Origin of the sequence: Burkholderia sp. WP9, assembly GCF_900104795.1 — a bacterium.
In the GTDB taxonomy this organism is placed as follows: domain Bacteria; phylum Pseudomonadota; class Gammaproteobacteria; order Burkholderiales; family Burkholderiaceae; genus Paraburkholderia.
In genome coordinates, this window is the sequence record NZ_FNTG01000001.1 from 2,742,738 (window position 1) to 2,759,616 (window position 16,879).

11 protein-coding genes and 4 pseudogenes are annotated in these 16,879 nt (G+C 59.8%); 1 reads left to right on the forward strand and 14 read right to left on the reverse strand.

What is annotated here, in order from left to right; translation table 11 throughout:
• Window positions 1-50: 50 nt before the first annotated feature.
• From BLW71_RS12175 to BLW71_RS12210, 8 genes are all read right to left on the reverse strand, one after another.
• Complete coding sequence (locus BLW71_RS12175; protein ID WP_091796543.1) at window positions 51-1,331, reverse strand: dihydroorotase; 1,281 nt, start codon at window positions 1,329-1,331, stop codon at window positions 51-53.
• A 124-nt stretch (window positions 1,332-1,455) separates the two neighbouring features.
• Window positions 1,456-2,481 (reverse strand): aspartate carbamoyltransferase catalytic subunit, encoded by a 1,026-nt coding sequence (locus BLW71_RS12180; RefSeq protein WP_012431924.1) that lies wholly within the window; start codon window positions 2,479-2,481, stop codon window positions 1,456-1,458.
• A gap of 196 nt (window positions 2,482-2,677) precedes the next feature.
• The gene (gene pyrR, locus BLW71_RS12185; protein ID WP_091796544.1) at window positions 2,678-3,232 is read right to left on the reverse strand and encodes a bifunctional pyr operon transcriptional regulator/uracil phosphoribosyltransferase PyrR; all 555 of its coding nucleotides are present in this window, start codon (window positions 3,230-3,232) and stop codon (window positions 2,678-2,680) included.
• A complete protein-coding gene (gene ruvX, locus BLW71_RS12190) occupies window positions 3,219-3,659 on the reverse strand; it encodes a Holliday junction resolvase RuvX (protein ID WP_091796545.1) in 441 nt (146 codons plus the stop codon). The genes pyrR and ruvX overlap by 14 nt, the downstream gene beginning before the upstream one ends.
• Window positions 3,656-4,234, reverse strand: a complete 579-nt coding sequence (locus BLW71_RS12195; RefSeq protein WP_007178990.1) for a YqgE/AlgH family protein — start codon at window positions 4,232-4,234, stop codon at window positions 3,656-3,658. The genes ruvX and BLW71_RS12195 overlap by 4 nt, the downstream gene beginning before the upstream one ends.
• Window positions 4,235-4,485: 251 nt before the next feature.
• Entirely contained in the window at window positions 4,486-5,898 is a 1,413-nt protein-coding gene (locus tag BLW71_RS12200) for a FimL-related protein (protein ID WP_091796546.1), read from the reverse strand.
• Window positions 5,899-6,167: 269 nt separating this feature from the next.
• The gene (locus BLW71_RS12205; RefSeq protein ID WP_006047743.1) at window positions 6,168-6,338 is read right to left on the reverse strand and encodes a rubredoxin; all 171 of its coding nucleotides are present in this window, start codon (window positions 6,336-6,338) and stop codon (window positions 6,168-6,170) included.
• 2,189 nt (window positions 6,339-8,527) lie between these two features.
• A complete protein-coding gene (locus BLW71_RS12210) occupies window positions 8,528-9,484 on the reverse strand; it encodes an IS110 family RNA-guided transposase (RefSeq protein WP_091796547.1) in 957 nt (318 codons plus the stop codon).
• A 227-nt stretch (window positions 9,485-9,711) separates the two neighbouring features.
• On the opposite strand from BLW71_RS12210, the pseudogene BLW71_RS12215 reads away from it, so the two are divergent.
• Window positions 9,712-10,029, forward strand: a pseudogene (locus tag BLW71_RS12215) (IS110 family transposase); the annotation flags it as partial.
• A 43-nt stretch (window positions 10,030-10,072) separates the two neighbouring features.
• Here BLW71_RS12215 and BLW71_RS12220 read toward each other — a convergent pair.
• The 6 genes and pseudogenes from BLW71_RS12220 to BLW71_RS12250 all read right to left on the reverse strand — a co-directional run.
• Window positions 10,073-10,333: pseudogene (locus BLW71_RS12220) on the reverse strand (transposase); the annotation flags it as partial.
• Window positions 10,332-10,496, reverse strand: a pseudogene (locus BLW71_RS42925) (IS110 family transposase); the annotation flags it as partial. The pseudogenes BLW71_RS42925 and BLW71_RS12220, both read right to left, overlap by 2 nt.
• A 105-nt stretch (window positions 10,497-10,601) precedes the next feature.
• Window positions 10,602-11,785, reverse strand: a protein-coding gene (locus BLW71_RS12230) for an IS3 family transposase (protein ID WP_091793237.1) whose coding sequence is annotated in 2 segments (ribosomal slippage) — window positions 10,602-11,521 and window positions 11,521-11,785 — 1,185 coding nt in all. Because the reading frame shifts where the segments join, the coding sequence is not laid out codon by codon here.
• 320 nt (window positions 11,786-12,105) lie between these two features.
• Window positions 12,106-12,711, reverse strand: a pseudogene (locus BLW71_RS12235) (transposase); the annotation flags it as partial.
• 1,097 nt (window positions 12,712-13,808) lie between these two features.
• Entirely contained in the window at window positions 13,809-14,996 is a 1,188-nt protein-coding gene (locus BLW71_RS12245; protein ID WP_286161987.1) for a DUF1972 domain-containing protein, read from the reverse strand.
• A 671-nt stretch (window positions 14,997-15,667) separates the two neighbouring features.
• Window positions 15,668-16,876, reverse strand: a complete 1,209-nt coding sequence (locus BLW71_RS12250) for a glycosyltransferase family 4 protein (RefSeq protein ID WP_091796549.1) — start codon at window positions 16,874-16,876, stop codon at window positions 15,668-15,670.
• Window positions 16,877-16,879 lie beyond the last annotated feature (3 nt).

The following is a 16,879-nucleotide window of genomic DNA, read 5'->3' on the forward strand; positions in this document are numbered from 1 at the left end:
TCCTTAACGAGCCAATGAGGGGGCCGCTGAACGGCCCAATGCTGCGGACATTAGCGCTGTTCGAATGCGACGTGACCGGACACGATGGTCGCACGCACGCGCGCCGGCAACTCGTAGCCGAGGAACGGCGTGTTGTGCCCCTGGCTCTTCAACGCACGCGGCTCGACGCGCCAATGCGCGTTGCGATCGAACACGCAGAGATCGGCCGCGCCGCCCACGGCGATACGCCCCGCCGCTTCCAGCTTGAGCACGTCGGCCGGCGCCGTGGTGATGCGATTCAGCGCCTTGGCGAGCGGCACGCCCGCTTCGTCGGCCCACTTCACCGTCAGCGACAGGAACAGCTCCAGGCCGGTCGCCCCGGGCGTCGCTTCGGCGAACGGCAGCAGCTTTTCGTCGTCGTCGACCGGCGTGTGGTCGGAGCAGATCGCGTCGATCGTACCGTCGACCAGACCCGCGCGGATCGCTTCGCGATCGCGCTGTTGGCGCAGCGGCGGATCGAGCCGGAACTGCGCGTCGAAGTAACCGATATCGAGGTCGATCAGATGCACGTGATTCACGGTGACATCGCACGAGACCGGCAAGCCCTCCGCCTTCGCGGCACGCATCAGCGCAATGCCCGCCGCCGACGAGACATGCGACAGATGCACCCGCGCGCCCGTCACGCGCACCAGCTCGAAGATGGTGTGCAGGGCGATGGTTTCCGCCGACACCGGCACGCCCGACAGCCCCAATCGCGACGCCAGCGCGCCGCTCGCGGCCACGCCGCCCTTGCCAAGATACGCGTCCACCGGACGCAGCCACACGGTGTAGCCGTAGGTCTTCGCGTATTGCAGCGCGCGCATCAGCACCTGCGTATCGACCACCGGCACGTCGGCCTGCGAAAAGCCGATGCAACCCGCCTCCGTCAGCTCGACCATCTCGGTGATCACCTGGCCTTTGAGGCCGACCGTGAGCGCGCCGAGCGGATAGACGTGCGCCTGGTTCAGATTGCGCGCCCGGAACTTGAGCATCTCGACGAGGCCCGGTTCATCGAGCGTCGGATCGGTGTCCGGCGGACAGACGAGGCTCGTCACGCCGCCGGCGAGCGCCGCGGCCATTTCGGACTCGAGCGTCGCCTTGTGTTCGTAGCCTGGTTCGCGCAAACGCGCGGACAGATCGACCAGCCCCGGCACGACACAGAGGCCGCGGGCGTCGATCGTCTTCGCCGCGTTGAAGTCCGCGGGCGCGTTGCCGATGGCGACGATCTTGCCCGCTGCGATAAAAATGTCCTGCTGCTGTTCGGTGCCCGCTGCCGGATCGATCAGCGTGCCGCCTTGAATATGAATCTTCATGCGCTGCCTTATGTTCAGCCTAACGTTCAGCTACGTTCCGCGTGATATGCCGCGTGTCCGCACTGTGCTTTCGGGACGCCGCGCCGTGACGCCCATGCGTGACGGCGCACCGCGTCTTTCGGAATTAGTCGTGATTGCCCGCGACGATCCCCATCACCGCCATGCGCACCGCGATGCCGAAGGTCACCTGGTTCAGAATCACCGATTGCGGGCCGTCGGCCACTTGCGAATCGATTTCGACGCCGCGATTCATCGGGCCCGGATGCATCACGATCGCGTCGGGCGCGGCGAGCGCGAGACGCTCCGGCGTCAAGCCCCAGCTCTTGAAATACTCCTGTGCCGACGGCAGCAATGCGCCGCTCATGCGCTCGTTCTGCAGACGCAGCATGATGATCACGTCGACGTCCTTCAGGCCTTCGTCGAGGTTGTGAAACACGCGCACGCCCATCTGTTCGAGGCCGCCCGGCAGCAGCGTGCGCGGACCGATCGCGCGCACTTCCGGCACACCGAGCGTGGTCAGCGCGTGAATGTCCGAACGCGCGACCCGCGAATGCAGAATGTCGCCGACGATCGCCACGCGCAGCTTTGTGAAATCCTTCTTGTAGTGGCGGATCGTGTACATGTCGAGCAGCCCCTGCGTGGGGTGCGCATGACGGCCGTCGCCGGCGTTGATTACATGCACGTGCGGCGCGCAATGCTGGGCGATCAGATACGGCGCGCCGCTCGACGCGTGGCGCACGACAAACATGTCGGCGTGCATTGCCGAGAGGTTGTTGATCGTGTCGAGCAGCGACTCGCCCTTGCTGGTCGACGACGCGTTGATGTTCAGATTCAGCACGTCGGCGGACAAACGCGTCGCCGCGATCTCGAAGGTGGTGCGGGTGCGCGTCGAGTTCTCGAAGAACAGGTTGAACACCGACTTGCCGCGCAATAGCGGCACCTTCTTCACTTCGCGATCGGTCACGCTGACGAACTGGTCGGCGGTGTCGAGAATGTGATTGACGATCGCCTTCGGCAAGCCCTCGATCGACAACAGATGTTTGAGCTCGCCGTTTTTCGTGAGCTGCGGGTTGCCCTTCAGGAAGCCATAACGGAAGCGCTCGGTGGCGCTATCGGCGGAATCCTTGGGAGCCTGGGTGGCGGTGTTCATGATTTACCTGCTTCAAATACGGGCTTCAACGTGATCGGTGTCGATGCTGACTGCGTGTGATGATCCCGAACCGGTCCTCGCGCGCGAGGCTGCGGCGACCGACTCGAAAAATCCAGTTTGCGTGGCGTGTGATGGCTCGATGCGATGCGCCAATGGCCACGGCTTCGATGCGCGCCTCGCGCACCTCGCGCCGCATTCAATCGACGCGTGCTTCTGTGTGAAAAGTAAAACGTTGCGAATGAGGCGCGCCGCCTGCTTCGCCGCCGTCCGTGCGGGCCAGCACGAGCGTGGCGTCGGCAGGAACGTTCACCACGCCGCCGACAAAGCGCGCCGCCACCGGCAATTCGCGCCCGCCACGATCGGCGAGCACCGCCAGTTCGACCGACGCCGGGCGGCCGTAGTCGTACAGCTCGTTGAGCGCCGCGCGAATCGTGCGGCCGGTGTACAGCACGTCGTCGACCAGCACGATATGGCGGCCGTCGACCGAAAACGGCAGCGAGGTCGGGCTTGCCTGCGAATGCAGGCCCTTCTTCGCGTAATCGTCGCGATGCAGCGCAACGTTCACCACGCCGAAGCTCGGCAGGTTCAGGTCGCTCGCTAGCCGTTCGGCAAGCCACGCGCCGCCGCTATAGATGCCGGCCAGCACGGCGCCTTCAGCGCCGTCTTGTGCGGCGCCGAGCCTGTCGCCGTACACCGCGCGAATCTGGTCGAGCAACGCGCGATAAAGCGCTTCGGCGTCAATGGAACTCATGATCGTCGGAAAGTCCGTCTAGATATTGCTGGAGGATGATGCTCGCGGCTTCGGCGTCGAGCATGTCGGCGCGGCCGTTGCCGGCGCGGATTTCCGCCTTCGCCTCGACCGACGAATAGCGTTCGTCGATCCACGTGACCGGGAGATTGAAGCGGCCGTTCAGCTGATTGCCAAAGCGCCTCGCGAGTTGCGTCATTTCGTGCGGCGTGCCGTCCGGATACATCGGCAAGCCGACAATCAAGGCGTCCGGCTTCCATTCGGCGATCAGTTTGCCGACCGCTTCGAACCGGTATTCGCGGCTGCGATTCTGCACGATCACGAGCGGCCGCGCGCTCTTCGTCAGCGAATTGCCGACCGCCACGCCGATGCGTTTTTCACCGTAGTCGAACGCAAGCAGCGTCGCCTCACGTCCGGCCGGCAGACTCATGCGTGACCCGCCTCGCCCGAGAGCATGGACAGGTTGATGCCGAGAAGCGCCAATGCGGCTTCGAGACGCTCTTCGGCGGGCACGTCGAAGACGATTTTCGGGTCGGCTTCGACCGTCAGCCAGCCGTTTTTCGAAATCTCTTCTTCGAGCTGCCCCGCCCCCCAGCCGGCATGGCCGAGCGTGAGCAGGAAACGTTCGGGACCCGTGCCGCTCGCCACGGCTTCGAGCACGTCTTTCGACGTGGTCATCTCGAGACCGCCCGGCACCGACATGGACGAGGTGTACGCATTGCCGTCTTTCGGATCGTGCAGCACGAAGCCGCGCTCGGTTTGCACCGGGCCGCCGAAATACACGGGCACATGGAGAAGGGGTTCGATCTCGAGCTTGAGATCGATGCGACTGAAGAGCGCTTGCAGGTCGATATCGGTCGGCCGGTTGATCACGAGGCCGAGCGCGCCGCGCTCACTGTGATCGCAAAGGTAGACCACCGTTCCTGAAAACGTCGGATCCGCCATGTTCGGCATGGCGATCAGGAACTGGTTGGTCAGATTGATGCGATCGGTACTCTTGGACATAGTTCGGATTTTAGCAAAGACGATGCAGGATGGCGGGCTTTGAGCGTGGAACCGCGATGTGTGCCATGGAGCGTGCCGCGAGCCATCGACGGCGAATCAAGTTGCACTCTATCACGCACGCGGGCGCTCGCCACGGTGCGGCTTCGCGCTGTTTTGCGGCACGGCTGTTGCGTGCCGCCGGGTTGCGCCATGGCGGCCCGGTGCAGGCGCTTACCAATGGGCCAGCGCGCCGAACCTGCGACGGCGGCCGCTCATGCGCCGCCCTGTTCGATCGAACGGGTCAACGCGGCCAGCGCGGCATTTCCGCCAGCCGGTGCGACACCCGCCGCCACTTTGTGCAGCGTGGCACGCAGCGCCTCCGCGGCCTGCTCGAGCGTGCTCGCCGCCGGTGCGCCGACGATCACATGGGCGCGCACCGCGGGCGTCGACACACCGGCATGCGCGCGACGCCGCCACGCGAGCCCCAGCGCGTCGGCCAGCAGCGCGACATGGCCGAGACCCAGCGCGCACGCGGCGGAGCCGAGACGGTAGGCGGCGTCGCCGGCTTGCAGCGCTTCGCTGGGGTCGGCCTTCTCCGGCTGGTCGGCCGCACGGGCATGCTCGGTCAGCGCGGCGATCGAGGCGTCCGCCGTCTGCAGAAAATCTTCGTACGCGTTCGCATTGACGGTCAGCACGCCCAATTCGCGCGTCAATGCGCTGCGGGTCGCGCTGATCGCCTGCGCCTGTACCGCACCCGCCTCCCAAAGCATTTCCGAAGCCTGGGTGCCCGCGACGTGCCAGTCCACCGTCAAGCCATAGTCGTGCAGCACCTCGACCTGATCGGCGTCTTCCGCCGCGGCGCCAAACAAGGCGTAATCGCGCCACAGCAGCGCGAGCGTGGCGCGCACGAGAGAGCGTGGCGCAAGCTGGATCCCACGCGCGTGATCGGCCAGCGCGAGATTGCAACGCGCGTAGAAACGCCGCGCGTCGGTTTCCGCCGCGGCCCGGCCGCTGACCCGCAAGGCCTTGGCGCAGGCCTTGGCGAGGCGCCAGAAATCGTAGGGATCCGGGCCGGCCAGTTCGCTGAAAACGGCGTCCAGTTCGTCGAGCGCCGCGTTGGTGACGGCAAGCGCCGCCGCACTGCCGGTATTCGCCTGCGAGCGCAGCACCGGCAAGAGCGCGCGCTCATAGCGTGCCCGTAGATGCGCCAGTTGGTCAGCGGACTGCGCGTGAAGCGAGACGGGCGGCACCGGCCGCGCGGTCAACGCGAGATCTTCGAACGCGACGGTAGTGCCGGGCGTGTGCTCGGACAGGTGCGTGCAGAGTGACCGGTAATGGTTGAACAGAACGGGCGAGCAGGACAGCTCGCGCAGATTGTGACGCTCCAGCGCGCCGCGGAACTCGCGTAAAGCCGCGCCGAAGACGGGCCGCGCGCTTGCCGCGTCGGACGGGTCGCCCTCCGCGAGGGGAGAAAGCCGCACCAGCGCGTCGGCGAAGCGCTGCGCGCTGAGCCAGCCGGCTCCACGCAATGCATGTGATGCACGCAGCAGCGCCGAAGTGCTCTCGCTGTGCTGTTCGAACGCCAGCAGCGCCTCGGCCAGGGCGAGTTCGGCGGGACGGACGGCGCCGCCGCGCGGATTCGGCAAAGCGTCGAAGGAAACGGGTGCAGCGGATCGAAGGGTCATGGGCAGGCGACACGAAGCTGACGGGCCGTCGCTTCGCGCCGCGCGCCGACTGATCGGCTAACGCGCGAACCGGCGACAGGACAATGACAGACTAACGTTGCGACACGGCGCGCCCAAGGACGTTCCGTATCGACGCATTGGGGCACACTTCAGAGCACGCCTCGCGCGTTCGATCCGGCGCGACGCGCTGGCCGCGAAACACCTGCCAACGCCGCGCCGCAGACACGCGGCGCGCCCCCCAAGGCCGACATGCCGGCCGCCCCCGAACTTCAGATCTGGACCATCTCGAAGTCTTCCTTGCGCGCACCGCACTCCGGACAGGTCCAGTTAATGGGAACGTCTTCCCAGCGCGTGCCCGGCGCAATGCCTTCGTCCGGCAAACCGGCTTCTTCGTCGTAAATCCAGCCGCAAATCAGGCACATCCAGCTTTGATATTCCATTCTTGTGTCGCGTCGTAGAGTCCGTGGAAACGGGAGCCATGATGGTACCGTGTTGCCGCCCCAATGCCTAGCATGACACACGTGTATGAACACCTCCCGTTCCGCAAGGCAGGGTTTCGATGTTTTGGCTGGTACGAGTGGTTGCAGTCTTATACATTGACTTCTGTGCGGGACGGCGTCCGCTCGACTTGATGGAATCTGCTGGATACGACCTCGCCTCGCATGGCGGGCTTTGCGCCCAAGGATATCGTCAGCCTTGCATTTCCACGGTCCGACCTACTTTGGCCACAGCAACCAATCCTTAAGGTTAGTTGATCGAGGTCGCCCCCATTGCGGATGGGCCGCTACGGACATGCGCCTTAGGCGCCATCGGGCGGGATAGTGATCCTTGGCGCGCAGGGCAGCGGTAATTTTAGGGTGGCCAACACCATCGATACCGAAGGAAAGCCGCCCGCCTATGCCAGCACAACCGGCAGCCAGTTCCGCGCGTTTTCCGGCACCCGCGCTCTTCCATACCTAACCTGGATGCCCAGAGAATGAAAGAGAGCCACCTTTATGGTGTTGATGAACGTTCGAAAATTCATCATGGCACGTCAATGCCGATCTGCGGCTTCCACCGCAGCTTCGGGACAGGAAGACACTTCTTTCGCTCCTTAATGTTCCGTCCCAGAAATAACGTCGCGTAGCCGAGCCACTTCCTGAAGAACGGAATCGGCTGTTGCGGTCCATACGAACGGCCGCTTGTACTCGTTGTACTGCTCGGCATAACGCTCGAGGCTGGCAAAGAGCTTGCGCCCATTTCTGAATTGCTCGCGACGGATCGCCTGCGGCGCAATCAGACCAAATAAGCGCTCAATCTGATTCAGCCAACTCGATTAGATCAGCGTGAAATGCTGTGGTAGCGCGTACGCCGGGCGAGCCACGCACTGACCCTCGGATGCTTTTGTGTCGCGTAGTTGTCGAAGACCCGATGCACGTCGAGGTTGACCGGCACCACCTAGTCAATATGCCCGAGGAACCCCGGAAATTCCTGCTGCCGGAGGCGCGATGGATTGAGCAATGCCTTCCCAACTCGCTGCATTGAGCGCAGCGGACAAGGTTGCGGTGCCGTTCCGGACGCAATCATACGCCCCCGTTACCAGCTTCACTGCTCGATAATTGAGGATTTGGCCAGCCAGTCACGGCACGATTCTCGCCCCCGTCGCAGTCATGATCCGAATTAGCAAGGAATTTCCCGATCTCGTGGCATAGCGATATGCGTGGATGGTTGTGGGCCGGCCCCCGCGAAAGCGGACACGAGGTAACGCTTATATTTTGAGGTAGTCTTACGCCTATGGTGCGACACGAAGCACGAGGCTTGTCGGTGGCGAGCGCAGCGCGTGTCCGCTTCATCATTGTCCAATCGCGCGAACATGTTCGTACGATAGCGGACCCGCTGTACGACCAGCGGTAGCCTAGGAAGGCATCTTGCGTTGGTAACGATGCGGGATGAAGCTCTTCCGACAACGTAGTCCATCTGTATGCGTCGCCGTGAGATGACGCGTAGAGGCTCTGAGCAGCGACGGGGCTGAGACGCAAGGCTGGCCGGTGTGGATAACACATGTGAATCGCTGATAAACGTTGTCATAAGGAGGGTGCCAAAGCTGCTGTCAGGCATTTACCAAAACGGTGCGCGGGTGGATGCTCCGTTCATAGGCCGGAGCATGTCGTCGAAATACCCGCCAGCGGAAAGGCGGACCCTAACCCGGTCGTGTGATGAAGCGGGAACGTGGTAAGCCCGTATAGTTGCCCTCGTGGCAGACGAACCGCAAGGTGAGTCGTTGACTGTGTGGGTATTAGAAGACGGAAAAAGCGAAAGCCGGACTGTAATGGTCCAGATAGGGGTTGCAACATCACCCCACGCGACAGCGGGCAGACTTCCGTCCGGTGTTCCAGCGTAAAGCTGCCGAAAGACTTCATAGAGGGAAGCATGAGAGAGCAACGTTAGCGGTGTCTGCGCCCTCCGCGTCAGCGGAAGAACCTTGGCAAGACAATGCGCAGGTGCTAACGTGAGAGTGCCGGTCAAACTTCCGTGTGATTTTGGAATGCTTGAGCCGTATGCAGGGAAACTTGCACGTACGGTTCTTAGGGGAGGCTGCAGCGGCAACGCTGTGGGAGGTGTCAGGAATAGTGAGCAACTGTCTTACCAGTCAAGCCGTGTGGATGGATTCATCCCACGGCTTTCCTGTTTTTGCGATGGCGTTGAGGATAGTCAGCAGCTTTCTCATGCAGGCAACCAGAACAACCTTGTTCGGCTTGCCGGTGGCGACGAGCCGATGATAGAAAGCCCCAATTACCGGATTGAAGCGTACGGCCGCTAACGTCGCCATGTACAACATGCGCCTGACAGCGGCACGGCCGCCGAAGATCATTCGTTTGCCGCGAAACGCTCCCGAGTCGCGGTTGAAGGGCGCTACCCCGCTCAGCGCACTGACCTCACGCCGCGTCAGCTTGCCAAGTTCTGGCACATCGGCGATCAGCGTGGCGACGGTAGCGGGGCCTACTCCGCGAACACTGGATAGCAGTTCGACCAGACCGGTGTGATGCGCCTTGACGTGCTTCGCCAGGGCAGCTTCAATAGCCTTGAGCTCAGCTTGAAGAAAGTCAATGACGGCGGTTAGACTGCCGCGCACGGCTTCGTGGCTGATTCCAAGTCGTTGTCGCTCTGATGTCAGCAATGTGACGATCTGGCGACGACGGGCAACGAGGGCCTGAAGCTCCTGCTGCAGCGGCGAAGGCAGGACTTTGACTATCTTGTCCCTGTCGCTTCGCTGCGCAAGCACCTGGGCAAGCTGCGCCAGAGCACGCGCGTCAATCCGGTCGGTTTTCGCGAGATTTCCCATTGCCTTCGAGAAGTCGCGGGCTTGCCGGGGATTCACGATAGCAACTGCGTAGCTGGCGCTTTGCAACGCGCAACCAACCGCCACCTCGTAGCTTCCTGTGGCTTCCAGTACCACAAGATCAACGTGGCACTCAGCAAGGGCGGTGAGCAGCTCTTCATGGCCCGTTGGTGTGTTGGGATAGGTGATGACGGTTCCTGCAACTCCGAAGGCGACATCAAGGGTGGCTTTCGCCACATCAATTCCGACAGCGATTATTTCAGACATGGTTCCCCGGATCCCATTCTTGTGAATGCGAATTCGAATTCAAGCAACTGTTCGGGCTTATCGAAGAACGGTAGCAGTCATGCGCCGAATGCTCATTAACGGGCTTTCTGGCCCATGATGGTTATCAGGCTGCATGACCGCCGTCCGTGAGCAGAAAGATACAAGATGGTCACTCCCACCCTACATGCGAGTTACGCTGTAGGGTGCTTTGTTTCTGGAGACCCATCATGCAAAGTGTGACGCTGGTTGGAATCGATTTGGGCAAGCATTCGTTTCACCTTCACGGTCAGGACCGACGCGGAAAGGCGGCGTTTCGCAAGAAGGTGAATCGCAAACGGTTGGTCGAGTTCTTCGCCACGTTTCACGCCTGCAAGGTTGTCACGGAAGCCTGTGCCGGCGCTGATCATTTGGCGCGCAAGCTTGCTACGTTCGGACATCAGGCGAAACTCATTTCGCCGCACTACGTGCGGCCTTTCGTGAAGAGCAACAAGAACGATTTTCTCGACGCTGAGGGGATCTGCCAGGTGGCGTCTCGCCCGGCCATGGGAGGTGTCAGGAATTTTGTGTGCTGAGGTCGATTAAAAAATCTCAGCTCATGGCGAAGGTGAATCGCTCGCGGAACAGAATGGCGAAATGATTGACAGCTTGCCGCCAAGTGATAGGCGGCATCTTCCAATCCTTTTCGATGTTGCGCAAGGCCAGATACAGCAGTTTGCTGGCGGCTTCGTCGCTGGGGAAATGACCGCGGTTCTTGACGATCATGCGCAACTGCATGTGCATGCTCTCAATCGCGTTGGTCGTATAAACGATTCGACGCACCTCGGGGGGATAAGCGAAGAAGGGAATCACAGCCATGGACGCTCAACCAGTCCGACAGCGCCAGCAATCCCTCAGTGGTACTGCGAAAGCTCTACACTTCATGGTGCTCTGGCGCAGACATACAACGAACGCAGGCGACGATCATGTCCTTATGTATGTCCAGCCCGGCACAGCGCGGATAGAGTACCTGCATGCTGCCCTCCTGCACGATAGAGGTTAGCAGCGGCGACAACCCTCGGTATCGGAATCTGGTAAGCGTGACCTTGCCCCCGTTTGACGAATCCCATAGCTGGGTGAATTATGCGGCTTCGCCTCTATGAGCCGCGAACCAGTTCTTTTCGAATGTCATGGGGCTGACGTAATCGAGCGTTGAATGTAACCGGCGCGCGTTGTAAAAACCCAGCCAGTCAATCACCTCATCCATTGCTGCCCGCCGGGTGGGGAAGTGTCGTCCGTGCATGCGTGCTACCTTCAGCGAACCCCATAGACTTTCCGTCGGCGAGTTATCCCAACAATTTCCACGTCGGCTCATCGACGAACGCATGCCGTAGGCCTTCAACGCGTCCTGAAACAGGCCGCTGCAATACTGGCTGCCCCTGTCGCTATGCACGATTACGCCGGCGTCAGGGCGACGCCGGAACCACGCCATTCGCAATGCGTCCGTGACCAGTTCAGCCTTCATGTGCGGCTGCATCGACCAGCCCACCACCTGCCTGCTGAACAGGTCGATGATGGCCGCGAGGTAGACCCAGCCTTCGGCTGTCGCCAGGTACGTGATGTCGGTCGTCCAGACCTGGTTCGGTGCGTTAGCGGTGAAGTCGCGCTCCAACAGATTCGGCGCCACCGGCAAATCGTGGTTCGAGTTCGTCGTCGCGATGTACTTGCGCTTGTGGCGGGCTCGAATGCCATGCTGCGCCATCAGTTTGCGAACCCGTTCTTTGCCCACGCGCACGCCTTGCGTGAGCAACTCCTTCCACATGCGAGGCCAGCCGTATTCGCCCTTGACCTGCATGTGAATCGCCTTGACTTGCGCGAGCAGCGCATCGTTGCTTACGCGGCTACGGTGCGGCTTGTCGTGCGCGGTGCGTTGCCGGCGCTGATGATATCCGCTGGGACTGACTTCCAGCACTTCGCATAGGACCGAGACTGGCCAGCGGCGTCGATTGTGCTCGATGAACGCGTACTTCACATCGATTCCTTCGCGAAGTACGCTGCGCACTTTTTTAATATGTCTCGCTCCATCTTCAGGCGCGCTACCTCCGCACGCAGCCGCGCCAGCTCCATCTGTTCCGGGCTCACAGGCTTCGTGCCTGCGCCCGCCAGCTTGCCTTCCCGGTCAGCCTTCACCCAGTTGTACAGCGTCTGTTCAACCACACCCAGTGTCGCCGCCACTGCTGCCATGCTTTGCCCGGCTTTGACCAGTCGTACCGCTTCCAGCTTGAACTCGAGCGTGTACTGTGCCCGCTTTGCCTTGCTTGTCATCGTTCTTCTCCTTGCTTGAGTTTACCTGCTCAGCAAGGGATTCGTTTTTCGGGGGCAAGCTCAGCGTGCTCCGGCAGGGCGACTCGCGCCCTCGGTCACAATTCGGGGTGCTCGCAGGGTTGCGGGTCCAACTCTCAAACGGGCTCAGTGCACCAGATAATGAGATAATGGGCCGACCTCGACCACCGCTGCCTCGTCATCGTGTTCCTTCCCGGATCTGCCCGCAGCAGTCGTGCGCTTCTTCCTTCGGGGTCGGGCAAAACCCGATGAATCACTCTCAAGAGTTGGTGCCTCCACAAAATCCGGGGCGGTTCAGTCTCGATCTTCTCCCGTAGCCGTACAGTCTTCGCTTCTACCTCGGCTGGTTGGGTGCGATCGGCGGTCTCCAGCGCGTCCAGATAACGCTGGATGCTTTGCTCGATCTGCTCCTGACGTCGTGCAAACTTGTTGGGCGTGAAGTTATTGTCGCGGCTGTTGACCGCCTTGAACTTGCTGCCGTCGATGGCGACGACCGCTTGTGTGAACAGCTTCAGGTCCCGGCATATCATCACGAAGCGACGGCACACGTTGCGAATGCCTTCGCCATTGCTTCGCCTGAACTCGGCAATCGTCTTGAAGTCTGGCGCAAGCCGGCCGATCAGCCACATCAATTCAACATTGCGCTGGCACTCCCGCTCCAGGCGTCGGCTAGACTGCACCCGATTGAGATAACCGTAGATATAGATCTTGAGCAGCACACCCGGGTGGTAAGAAGGTCGGCCGGTGCTCGCCGGCGTGATTCCTTCGAATCCGAGGGACGCCAGTTCGAGTTCTTCGACGAATGCGTCAACAATCCGCACAGTGTTGTCTTCAGCGATGAAGTCATCGAGACACTCTGGCAATAGTGTGGTCTGACTACGCTCCGCACCTTCGACAAATCGCCCCATCTGCGCCTCTCGTTTCAGCAGGTTGATTCAGTCTAGGTGATCACACGCGTTTTTACACGGCCTCGGCCCATCGCGCCTCGCCGAAAAATGCAGGATTCACGCGTAAATGTGCCAGGTTCCTGCAATTCCCACAACGGTATTTGCGGTTCAAAGCCTCACACCGCAAGGCTTTGAAGATTGTTCAGGTCCGACTCAATACACAGCCTGAGGCTCTTTGAACGATGGGACTATATATTGAAGAGCGACATGTAGCGGGCAACCGAACTCTTCGAAATTGCCGTATGCGCAGCCGCAGAACGCGCGCTCCAGTGCGTCGCACCGTCCGGCTTCTCACGCAACACCTTGGCCAGTAATTTCGCGACCGCCTCGTCGTCATGCGTGCGTGGTCGGTCTAGGCAAAATTTATCATGTAGACCCGCAAAACCCCTGAGCGACAAACGGATTCTCCCAGTGTGTGATCGCCGTCGGCGTCACTTCGCCTTGCATCGCAATTTCTTTGGTCGTGTAACCGCCAGCGTCCATCAGGACAATCTTTGCCCGACACACCAGAGAATGAGGCAATGAACGCGAACGACTCATGGATAGCAACTGTTCCCCTCCCGTTACTTCACCATAACCTCGATCCCATTGCGTCCCATGATCGGCTCCCGTCGATGACGACTCGATCATAGAACAATCCAAAATTATCTAAGTCTATTTCTGGGACGGAACACGAGGGCGATGGGAGCGAGGCACAGGCGGGGACGTCTTCGGAAAGCAGCGGATCGGGTAGCGCATCCAGATCGCACGCCTTCGCGAATCCGGATACCCATGCAGTAAGTCTGAGAAACCATGAGTACCAAGGCCCTGACGGCGCAGGTGAAAACAGAGGTCGTAGTGCGAAAGAAGATTGTGCGATTGCGACGGATGCACCAACGTTCGTCGTCGCTCCAATGCCAAGCCGCATCACGGATTTCGTGAACGCGACGAAATCCCCGCCGCGGCGGAAGGCTATTCACTTCTTCATTATGACAGGCCCCATTTCCACGCTCTCATTGATACTAGCGATCGCTGTTACAGCCTTACCTTGCGCATTGCAATCCGAGTTCGCCCGTAAGCTAAAGAGTCGCAGCGGGTGCAGTTTCTGGGCGGCAATATTGCACGAGCAAGCCCTCATATTCTTCCAGAATTCCGCTCCACTCAAACATGTTTGAGAACCGTTCGATGCTGCTCGCGCGCATCTTCGCCAGATCGGCATCGTCAGCCAGGAGTTCGCCGATATGATCCGCACACTGAGATTGCGACGAGAAATATCGGGCGCCCACTCCGGCAACCCAGCGGTTAAAGACATTGTCGTGTGCAATCACCGCATTACCGGCGCCGAGCGCCTCCACAAGCGACGGATTGGTGCCGCCTACCTTGTGGCCGTGAAGATAAAACCGCGCGTGAAATCTCAATGAGCGCAGTGTCTCCGTGTCGTAGACTGCCCCCGGAAAGAGCACCTCGCTCCCTGCTGAATCCATAATTTCGCGATGATACTTGTGCTTAGTCGGCTCATATTTCCCCAGCACAACCAGCTTTGCGTTGCGCTTTCTTTGCGAAAACGCCCGCACAACATCCAATATCGAATTCTCCGGTTCTGGCCTTCCAATCAAGATTCCGTAGTTGTAAGGAGACAATGAGAGATCGCCCAAGAGCTTTTCATTTGCCTTCTCAATGCGATCAGCACCATAGGTGATAGTCGAAATTTTTGTGCGACGCACGCGTGTCGCTAAGTGGTCAGCTATGGCCGGGTGATCCGCTATCAGATGATTGCCGACCAAACAGCCAATACGCTCGTTGAGCCATAGCCACGCCCGTTCGTGCGGGCGCCATTTGTCACGCCGCCATTCAAGACCATCCATATTGATCACATTCTTTACACCGAGCAGTCTCATCCACACACAAAAGATGGCCGTGTTGTAGCCGAGCGTCAGGGCAACGCCCGGCTGCATTTTGACTGCGTCTCGCACGCAGGCCCAGTCGAACTCTATTGTCCCTGCAGCTCCCTCGCGCTTCACTGGCAAGACGATCCGATGAACGCCACGCCATGAGTCATCGACCCGATTCCCCAAGGCGCTGTCACCTTGGCAATAGACCGTGACATCCCAGCCGCGCTGCGTAAGGTGAAGGGCGAGTCGCTCTGCGAATGTTTCAAATCCACCGTGACACGCGGGAATACCTCGAGTACCGAGAATTGCAAGGGACTTGTTTGCTCTCATCGACTCTTCTCCATCGTGGATTTGCACGAAAATCAGATCAAACAATTCGTATTACTAAACATTAACAATATTCGCGAAACGGAAATCAAACAAATGCAACTCACATCGGATAAATCGCAAAACGCTGACTATTGACCCGATGATCATTGCTATTTGCTGTAAGAAACGACGCGCCTCGCCTGCGATTTGGGCCCTCGCGGCGAGATTGAGCAGGTGTTCGGTTTTTAAGCCACCGTTGATCGGGCGTTGGTTATGGATGCGCCGACAGCATTCAGCTAGTTGACATCTACGAGCGCATGAGCGCGCCAAGTTCTGACATCGATCCTGTTGCAAGGATATGCCTGCGCGGACTTCCTTCTGTGTGCGCTATCAGACGCTCAAACTAAATTCGTCTCGGTGCATTGCGAGACGCGTGAGTCAGGTATCACGACAAAATTCGCACCAGCAGAAAGCGACGCATATTGCGTTCCCATAACGCCGTTGCATAGGGTTACGCGACGAAGAAGTCGAAATCGCTACGGCGCACAGTCAGAGCGTCTCGCGAGCGACATCAGTTGGGTCTGTCGCTGCGGGTGCGTCTAGGGTTCCCGCAAAGCCTGTCTGAAACCGCTTTCGCCGGGGCCAAAGCGTGCCGAGCTATTCCACGCTCTCCTTGCGCGCAAAAGCTCGAAAGGGAAATCCGCCCCCCTCAAGCGGCACCTCCAGCTCCCTTCACTCTACGTGCCACGAAGCGAGTCATACACGTCTCGAATTCGCCGATAATGTATTTCGGAGGAGAACTCATGCTCCGCTTTGCGTCGCGCTGCCCGGCCCATTTCATGGTCGCCGCGCCGCTCCCAGAGTCCCCGTACTGCCGCGCAAAGCGAATCCACATCTCCCGGATCGATAAGGTAGCCATCTTCGCCCTGCGAGATTAATTCCGGTACGCCGCCAATACGTGTACCAATGACTGGCCGCCCCAAAGCAAAGCTTTCGAGAATGGCCATCGGACAGTTTTCGTACCATTCCGACGGCAGGATCGATGCAACGGACTGCCCGACCAACGAATATAGTTCTGAGCCGTTCTTGAATCCGGCAAAGTGGATGTTGGGGCTTGTGGCAGCCAGTGCCTGAACCTCGGGAAGCAAACCTCCCTCCCCGATCACCATTAGTGGGATATCTGGCAGTTGCATGAATGCCTTGACTAGCGTCCCTATCCCTTTTGAATGCTCAATCCGCCCAAAGTAAACAAAGTAACGCCCGGTTTCCGTTTGGGGCGTGAACTGCTCAACGTCAATGAAGTTAGGTACGACGGAGATTCTGCTCGGATCAATTCCGTTCACACCCATCCGCGCAGCGCTGAATTGACTTACCGCGATAAACCTGTCAATCGTATCGACGCTGCCTAACCATCGGGAGACGTACGACTCCGACATCGATATCGCACTTCGCAGATACGAACCCCGATTGCATTTATACACCATCGCTCGCCAATATTCTTTCCCGCGGCACTCCTCGCAGGCCTTCCCGCCACGGCTGCAACTGTATACTGGGCATATCAGCTTGTAGTCATGCGCGGTCTGAACTATCGGGATGCCCGCGTCCTTTAGTACCGGCAAAATTGACGAAGTCAGCTTGCCGTAGTAAATGTGGAGGTGGGCAATATCGAACCGGTTACCGGAAACGAGCTTCCGGAGATTGTTTTTTGCAGCCGGCGAATAATGATACTTCAGGACGTCCAGTACCGACGGCGACTCGAAATCTGCCCCCGGCGGAAAGTACGTTGACCACTCCGATGGCTGGTCCTTTTCGCTCCTTGCACAAAATGGGACCACAAGATTCCCCTGTCGTGAAAGAAGATCGCCAAGCGACAGAAAATACCGATCCGACCCACCTCTAACAAAGTGATTCTGCGACACGTTCAAGACACTCAATTGCGTGTTCATTAT

Coding starts and splice junctions, on each gene's coding strand:
- BLW71_RS12175 (WP_091796543.1), bottom strand. CDS start 1,331: ATGAAGATTCATATTCAAGGCGGCACGCTGATCGATCCGGCAGCGGGC.
- BLW71_RS12180 (WP_012431924.1), bottom strand. CDS start 2,481: ATGAACACCGCCACCCAGGCTCCCAAGGATTCCGCCGATAGCGCCACC.
- pyrR (WP_091796544.1), bottom strand. CDS start 3,232: ATGAGTTCCATTGACGCCGAAGCGCTTTATCGCGCGTTGCTCGACCAG.
- ruvX (WP_091796545.1), bottom strand. CDS start 3,659: ATGAGTCTGCCGGCCGGACGTGAGGCGACGCTGCTTGCGTTCGACTAC.
- BLW71_RS12195 (WP_007178990.1), bottom strand. CDS start 4,234: ATGTCCAAGAGTACCGATCGCATCAATCTGACCAACCAGTTCCTGATC.
- BLW71_RS12200 (WP_091796546.1), bottom strand. CDS start 5,898: ATGACCCTTCGATCCGCTGCACCCGTTTCCTTCGACGCTTTGCCGAAT.
- BLW71_RS12205 (WP_006047743.1), bottom strand. CDS start 6,338: ATGGAATATCAAAGCTGGATGTGCCTGATTTGCGGCTGGATTTACGAC.
- BLW71_RS12210 (WP_091796547.1), bottom strand. CDS start 9,484: ATGTCTGAAATAATCGCTGTCGGAATTGATGTGGCGAAAGCCACCCTT.
- BLW71_RS12250 (WP_091796549.1), bottom strand. CDS start 16,876: ATGAACACGCAATTGAGTGTCTTGAACGTGTCGCAGAATCACTTTGTT.